This window comes from Stenotrophomonas sp. CASM101 (genome assembly GCF_049384845.1).
In the GTDB taxonomy this organism is placed as follows: Bacteria; Pseudomonadota; Gammaproteobacteria; order Xanthomonadales; family Xanthomonadaceae; genus Stenotrophomonas; species Stenotrophomonas hibiscicola.
Map to the genome: position 1 here is coordinate 1 of NZ_JBMRFR010000032.1, position 7059 is coordinate 7059.

Genomic DNA, 7059 nt, shown 5'->3' on the forward strand with positions numbered 1-7059 from the left:
GGTGTCGGATGGCGGGGTGTCCGCGGCATGGATGCCGCGGCCAAGCCCCCAAGGACGGGTTTACGGCGTCCCCGCCATCCGACACCACCCCGCCAAATTCACGGAAAACCAGAGCCGACGCTTTCGCCGTTGCAGTTGCAGTTGCCTCTGCGGGCGCCGGGCTGCAAGCCCGGCACCCAACCCTCAACAGCAGCGGCCACCATTGCGCCCACCGTAGCGCGCTTCCTGGCGTTCGCGGAAGAACGTCTTGTAGTCCATTGGCTCCTGGTCCGGGTGCTTTTCCAGCATGTGCCGGACATAGTTGTCGTAATCGGGAATGCCACAGCACAGACGTGCGGTCTGCACCAGGCGCCGCCAGATGCGGCGGTGCGCCTGGTACTGGCCGGCGGGAACCAGTTGCGTGCTCATCACAGATCCACCATTTCGTGCGGCTTCAGTGCCACGTAAGGGGTCTCGCGGTCGCTGCGCTGCGGATTGCGGCGTGCCGCCAGGATGGTCTTGATCGAATACACCAGCACAGCGCCCACCACCAGCAGGAACAGCGCGGTCAGGCCGGTGTTGACGTAGGCGTTGACCACGATCTGCTTCATCTGCGCCACCGATTTGGCCGGTGCGGTGATGGTGTCGCTGGCAATGGCAGCCTGGAACTTGTGTGCCTGGGCCAGGAACCCCTGTGCCGGGTTGCTGTCGAAGATCTTGATGAAGCCGGCATAGGTGGTGCAGATCAGCAGCCACACCGCCGGTACCGCAGTGACCCACGCATAGCGGTCGCGCTTCATCTTGAACAGCACTACCGTGCCCAGCATCAGCGCGATACCGGCCAGCATCTGGTTGGAGATGCCGAACAACGGCCACAAGGTCTGGATGCCGCCGAACGGATCGACCACACCGGTGTAGAGCAGGTAGCCCCACAGCGCCACGCAGCCGGCGGTACCGATGATGTTGGCGGTCCACGACTCGGTCTTCTTCAGCGCCGGGACGAAGTTGCCCAGCAGGTCCTGCAGCATGAAGCGTCCGGCACGGGTGCCAGCGTCCACCGCGGTCAGGATGAACAATGCTTCGAACAGGATCGCGAAGTGGTACCAGAACGCCATCATTGCGTCGCTGCCACTGGGGATCGCTTCGTGCAGGATCTGCGCGATGCCCACCGCCAGTGTCGGTGCACCACCTGCACGATGCAGGATGGTTGGCTCGCCGATCGCCGCCGCGGTCGCGGTCAGCTGCTCCGGCGTGATGGTGAAGCCCCAGGTGTTGGTGATGTAGTGCGCCGCCGACGCCGCATCGGCGCCGATCACCGCCGCCGGGCTGTTCATCGCGAAGTAGATGCCCGGATCGATGATCGAGGCCGCGACCAGCGCCATCACCGCCACGAACGATTCCATCAGCATGCCGCCGTAGCCGATGTAGCGCATGTGCGCTTCATTGGCCAGCAGCTTCGGCGTGGTGCCGGAGGAAATCAGCGCATGGAAACCAGAGACCGCACCGCAGGCGATGGTGATGAACAGGAACGGGAACATGCCGCCCTTCCACACCGGGCCGTCGCCACTGGCGGCGAACTGGGTCAGCGCCGGCATCTTCAGTTCCGGCATCACGATCAGGATGCCGACGGCCAGCGCGATGATCGTGCCGATCTTGAGGAAGGTCGACAGGTAGTCGCGCGGGGCCAGCAACAGCCAAACCGGCAGCACCGATGCGACGAAGCCGTAGCCGATCAGCATCCAGGTGATCTGGGTGCCGGTGAAGGTGAACGCCGGGCCCCACACCGGGTCGGCGGCGACCTTGCCGCCGTACCAGATTGCGGCCAGCAGCAGGATCAGGCCGACCACCGAGATCTCGCCGATCCTGCCAGGGCGGATATAGCGCATGTAGACGCCCATCAGGATCGCGATGGGCATCGTCGCGATCACTGTGAACATGCCCCACGGGCTTTCGGCCAGCGCCTTGACCACCACCATCGCCAGCACCGCCAGGATGATGATCATGATCAGGAACGCACCGAACAGGGCGATGGTGCCGGGTACCTGGCCCATCTCCTCGCGCACCAGGTCACCCAGCGAGCGGCCGTTGCGACGGCTGGACAGGAACAGGACCATGAAGTCCTGCACCGCGCCGGCCAGCACCACGCCCACCACCAGCCACAGCAGGCCGGGCAGGTAGCCCATCTGTGCGGCCAGGACGGGGCCGACCAGCGGACCGGCGCCGGCGATGGCGGCGAAATGATGGCCGAACAGCACGTGCTTGTTGGTCGGCACGTAGTCCAGGCCATCGTTGTTGATCACCGCCGGGGTGGCCCGGGTCGGATCCAGCTGCATCACCTTGTTGGCGATGAACAGGCTGTAGAAGCGGTAGGCGACCAGGTACAGCGAAACCGCGGCGACGACGATCCACAGCGCATTGATGTGCTCGCCGCGGCGCAGTGCCACGGTGCCCAGACAGAATGCGCCGAGCAGGGCGAGTACCGCCCAGCCCAGTTTTGAAAACCCTTTCATGAGGTGCTCTCTCCCGGAAAGACAGTCAAAGAGTCCCGCTTGCCTTCGACAGGGTCAATTGGCGCAGGACGAATCGGCGGTAGTACTTTGGTCGTACGTTCGTTGTGCTGACGTGCAGCGAACATCAGGGATGGAACAATCGGTTGCGGCGCCATCCATTGGCGTACGGCCGTATGGCGTCCATCTTCACTGGCATCCATCCAACAGGAGTCGCCATGAGCCTTCCCGAACCGGCCCGCGTGCTGCGCACCATCCGTGGCCTGCCCACCTCCGACGGTGCTGGCGTGCGCCTGACCCGCGTCATCGGCGGCCCCACGCTGCCCGATCTGGATCCGTTCCTGCTGCTCGATGAATTCGGAACCGACCGCGCCGAGGATTACATCGCCGGCTTCCCGGAACATCCGCACCGCGGTTTCGAGACCGTCACCTACATGCTCGACGGGCGCATGCGGCATCGCGACAACCACGGCAACGAAGGCCTGCTGACCCCGGGCAGCGTGCAGTGGATGACCGCTGGGCGTGGCCTGGTGCATTCGGAGATGCCCGAGCAGGAAAGCGGGCAGATGCGCGGCTTCCAGCTGTGGGTGAACCTGCCGGCAAAGGAGAAGATGACTGACCCGAAGTACCAGGAATTCGGGCCCGAGCGGATTCCGGTGGTGCAGCCGGAGCCGGGTGTGACAGTGAAGGTGATTGCCGGCAGCGTGGACGGCACCCTGGGTCCGATCGTGCAACCGGCCACCGATCCGCTCTACCTCGACATCACCTTGGTGCCTGATCGGGCCTGGACCTACACGCTGCCGGAAGGGCACAACGCCTTTGCCTACGTGTTCGAGGGCGGGCTGACGGTGGGCGAGCAGGACGCTGCGCGCGACGTTGCACGCCAGGAACTGGCGGTGTTGGGCGGAGGCGAGCAACTGCACCTCTCGGCGGGCAGTGAAGGCGCGCGGTTGATCCTGGTTGCCGGCCGTCCGCTGCGCGAACCGGTGATGCGCCATGGCCCCTTCGTGATGAACACGCGGCAGGAACTGATGCAGGCCTTCGTCGATTTCCAAGAAGGCAAGTTCTGATGGATTGCGCCGGGCATGGCCCGTCGAAAGAAGCCGGCAACGCCGCCGGGCCACGCCCGGCGGACGTCCCGCGAGTCGGATCCTGCGGGGATGCTGCCAGGCAGTCATCCCCGTCACCTTCAGCGCCCCGCGGCCACGGCTGACGGGGTCAGGCTCATGCCCTGCGCCAACTGCTGCAGCGAGCCCAGCTCCTGGGCGCTGTCCGGGTACAGCGAAATCTGCGCGTAGCGCTTCTTGTCCAGCTTGACCACGCTGATGCGGCGCTCGGCATAGCCGGGCGGCTGCTGGCCACCGAGATCGGGCTGGTACCAGTAAAGCGGTTCACCGCCGAAGCTGCCTTTTTCCTGGCGCAGTGCCCGGTTCAACGGAATATCAGGGTCACGCGCGCTGAGCATCAGGCTCAGTACCTCGCGTCCATCCCCGGTGCTGGCGCGGCAGACCAGAAGGTCGGCCAACACCTGCTGCTGCCACTGCAGGCCACTGCTGGCCGGCAACGAAGGACATTCCGCAGGAGCCTGCGCGGCAGCCTGGGCCGCGGCGAACAGCAGGCTCGACAACACTACAGGCGCGAACTTCATGCATCCCCCAAGGTGGTCGGTCGTGTGGCTCCACCAGATGGACTGGCGGCTGTGGCATCCCATCCCCGGATGCCGCCCCGCCCGGCGTGTGCACGGACGGTCAACTCAACCTTAACGGAACGTGAGCGATCGCACAAATCGAAGTTGCAGACGTAACCATTGCGGCCGATGGTCGGCCGCAATGGTGCGCACAGGCCTCAGCGGTCGTTGCCGATCCACTTGTAGATGATGCCGCCGATCGCGCCGCCCAGCAGCGGGGCGACCCAGAACAGCCACAACTGGCTTACTGCGCCGCTGCCGGCGAAGAAGGCCACGGCGGTGGAACGGGCCGGGTTCACCGAGGTGTTGGTGACCGGGATGCTGATCAGGTGGATCAGGGTCAGCGACAGGCCGATCGCCAGTGGCGCAAAGCCAGCCGGCGCCTTGCCATGGGTGGCGCCCATGATCACGATCAGGAACACGGCGGTCAGCACCACTTCGCACAGGAAGGCCGCTGCCACGCTGTAACCGCCAGGCGACAGCGCGCCATACCCATTGCTGGCGAACGCACCGGCCTGGCTGCCATCGATGGCGAAGCCGCTGGCCCCCGACGCGATCTGCAGCAGGATGAAGCCGGCCAGCAGGCCGCCAGCCACCTGGGCGATGATGTACGGCACGAGGTCCTTGGTCGGGAAGCGGCCGCCGGCCCACAGGCCGACGCTGACTGCCGGATTGAAGTGCGCGCCAGAGATATGGCCGAACGCATAGGCGCCGGTCACCACGGTCAGGCCAAAGGCCAGGGCGACGCCGAGGAACCCGATACCCAGCGGATTGCCGTCGCCACCGAACTTGGCGGCCAGCACCGCGCTGCCACAGCCACCCAGAACCAGCCAGAACGTGCCGAGGAACTCGGCGGACAAGCGTTTACCCATGCTCATGTGTTGCACTCCTTTGGCGGTTGAAAGTGTGATTTATGTCACATTTCAGTGATCAGCGGGTGACTGTAGTGTCAACGCCGGGTGCAGGGATACACCTTCGGATGTGTGCAACACGCGATGTTCAGTACTGCGGCAGCGGGATGAACTCCTTGTCGTCGCCCGGGATGGTGCCGAAGCGACCGGCCTCCCAGTCGTGCTTGGCCTGCTCGATGCGCTCCTTCGAGCTGGACACGAAGTTCCACCACAGGTGACGCGGGCCATCCAGCGGCTCGCCACCGAACAGCATCGCCTTCACCGGCGTCTTCGCGCGCAGGCGACCTATCGCACCGGCTTCGGGGATCACCAGGTGCTGGGCGGGGATGTCCACGCCGTCCAATTGCGCGTCGCCTTCGAGGATGTACAACGCGCGCTCGCGGTGGCCATTGTCGATATCGATCTCCGCATCCGGGTCGAGGTCGATCGCTACGTTGAGGGTGTCGGCGAATACCTTCACCGGCGATTCCTCGCCATAGGCGCGCCCGGCGATCACCCGCAGCCAGGCACCATTGCGGCGCTGCTCGGGGAGGGTGGCCGCGGCATGGTGGTAGAAGGCCGGTTCGATTTCCTCATGCGACTTCGGCAACGCCACCCAGGTCTGCATGCCATGGATCGGGTTGTCGTGGGCGCGGTCCGGTTGCGGTGTCCGCTCGGAATGGGCAATGCCGCGACCAGCGGTCATCCAGTTGACGTCGCCGGGACGGATCACCTGGTCCGACCCCAGCGTGTCGCGGTGGCCGATCGCGCCCGACCACAGGTAGGTCACGGTGGCCAGGCCGATATGTGGATGCGGGCGCACGTCGATGGCGGTGCCGGGGTGCATGAGTGCCGGGCCCATCTGGTCGACGAACACGAACGAGCCGATGCTGCGCGCCTGCAGGGTGGGGACGGCTCGACGGACTTCGAGGCCGCCGATGTCGTGCACGCGCGGGGCGATGATGGTGGTCATGCGGACGTTCTCGCTGGCAGGGATCAGGTGGTGAGCATCGCATGCAGCTGTGACGGGTACATGCCCCGTATGGGTAACAGGTTGTTCCAGCCAACGGCGCAGCCCCTCGTGGCTATGGGGTTGGTCGCTGAAGGCAGAAGCAAAAGCAGAAGCCGCGCGTGGCCGGGCGGGTGGGTGGCGCAGGGGACGCTGCAAGTCCCCCTCCGGGGCCCAGCCCAGCCGCTGGCGGCTGTGCGTTCGGTCGCTCGCGAAGCAGTGCTTCGCAAGCAAAGCGCCCTCACCCATGTAAGCTCGATCGCCGCATCCATGCGGCTCACGCCCCTGCGCAACCCACCCGCCCGGCCTCTGACAGTTTCCGTGTGCTGTCCAGCCACGGAGAAGAAAAAGAAAATCAAAAGCAAACGCCGGTCGCTTCGCTCGCATCCACGCATGGCGTGGATCAAGCGTGTCGACCAAGGTCGACACCTACAGCAACCGCAGCTGACCCACCGTCATCGGGGAACTGTCAGGGGCGGGGCGGTGTCGGGTTGCGGGGTGTCCGCGGCATGGATGCCGCGGCCAAGCCCCCAAGGTGAAGTGCCCCCCGAGACTTGGACAGGGGTCAGGCGGCCGATTGGGCCTGTTGGGCCTGCTCCCGGTACTGTACCGGGCTCAGGCCCTTCAATTTCAACTTGATTCGCTCTTGGTTGTAGTACTGGATGTATTCCACCAGCCCCGCCTCCAGACTCTCGATGCTGTCAAAGCTGTTCAGGTAGAAGAACTCCGACTTCAGCGTCCCGAAGAAGCTCTCCATCGCCGCATTGTCCAGGCAGTTGCCACGCCGGGACATGCTCTGTTTCAACGAATGTTTTTCCAGCATGTGCCGGTAGTTTTCATGCTGGTACTGCCAGCCCTGGTCGGAGTGGATCATGGGGCGCTCATCCGGCGAAAGCTTCTTGATGGCCTCCTCCAGCATCTGACCTACCAGATCGAACACGGGCTGGCGCTTGATCTGATAAGCCACGATTTCGCCGTTGTAGAGGT

7 protein-coding genes are annotated in these 7059 nt (G+C 64.9%); 1 reads left to right on the plus strand and 6 read right to left on the minus strand.

Going from position 1 to position 7059, the window contains the following annotated elements:
- Positions 1-183: 183 nt before the first annotated feature.
- Together VG543_RS21060 and VG543_RS21065 are read right to left on the minus strand one after the other, a co-directional pair.
- A complete protein-coding gene (locus tag VG543_RS21060) occupies positions 184-408 on the minus strand; it encodes a YbdD/YjiX family protein (protein WP_005410613.1) in 225 nt (74 codons plus the stop codon).
- Positions 408-2489: a carbon starvation CstA family protein gene (locus tag VG543_RS21065; protein WP_019662178.1), complete on the minus strand. Its 2082-nt coding sequence runs from the start codon at positions 2487-2489 to the stop codon at positions 408-410. The genes VG543_RS21060 and VG543_RS21065 overlap by 1 nt, the downstream gene beginning before the upstream one ends.
- A gap of 215 nt (positions 2490-2704) precedes the next feature.
- Here VG543_RS21065 and VG543_RS21070 point away from each other — a divergent pair, with 215 nt between their 5' ends.
- Positions 2705-3556, plus strand: a complete 852-nt coding sequence (locus VG543_RS21070) for a pirin family protein (protein ID WP_423179092.1) — start codon at positions 2705-2707, stop codon at positions 3554-3556.
- A 119-nt stretch (positions 3557-3675) separates the two neighbouring features.
- Here the strand turns inward: VG543_RS21070 and VG543_RS21075 are convergent, their stop codons facing one another.
- The 4 genes from VG543_RS21075 to VG543_RS21090 form a co-directional block, all read right to left on the minus strand.
- The gene (locus VG543_RS21075; protein WP_019662176.1) at positions 3676-4134 is read right to left on the minus strand and encodes a hypothetical protein; all 459 of its coding nucleotides are present in this window, start codon (positions 4132-4134) and stop codon (positions 3676-3678) included.
- A gap of 197 nt (positions 4135-4331) precedes the next feature.
- The gene (gene aqpZ, locus VG543_RS21080; RefSeq protein ID WP_019338641.1) at positions 4332-5051 is read right to left on the minus strand and encodes an aquaporin Z; all 720 of its coding nucleotides are present in this window, start codon (positions 5049-5051) and stop codon (positions 4332-4334) included.
- A gap of 121 nt (positions 5052-5172) precedes the next feature.
- A complete protein-coding gene (locus VG543_RS21085) occupies positions 5173-6036 on the minus strand; it encodes a pirin family protein (protein WP_155029938.1) in 864 nt (287 codons plus the stop codon).
- A gap of 601 nt (positions 6037-6637) precedes the next feature.
- The coding region (locus tag VG543_RS21090) for an IS3 family transposase (RefSeq protein WP_134735183.1) at positions 6638-7059 on the minus strand (422 nt) is incomplete at its 5' end.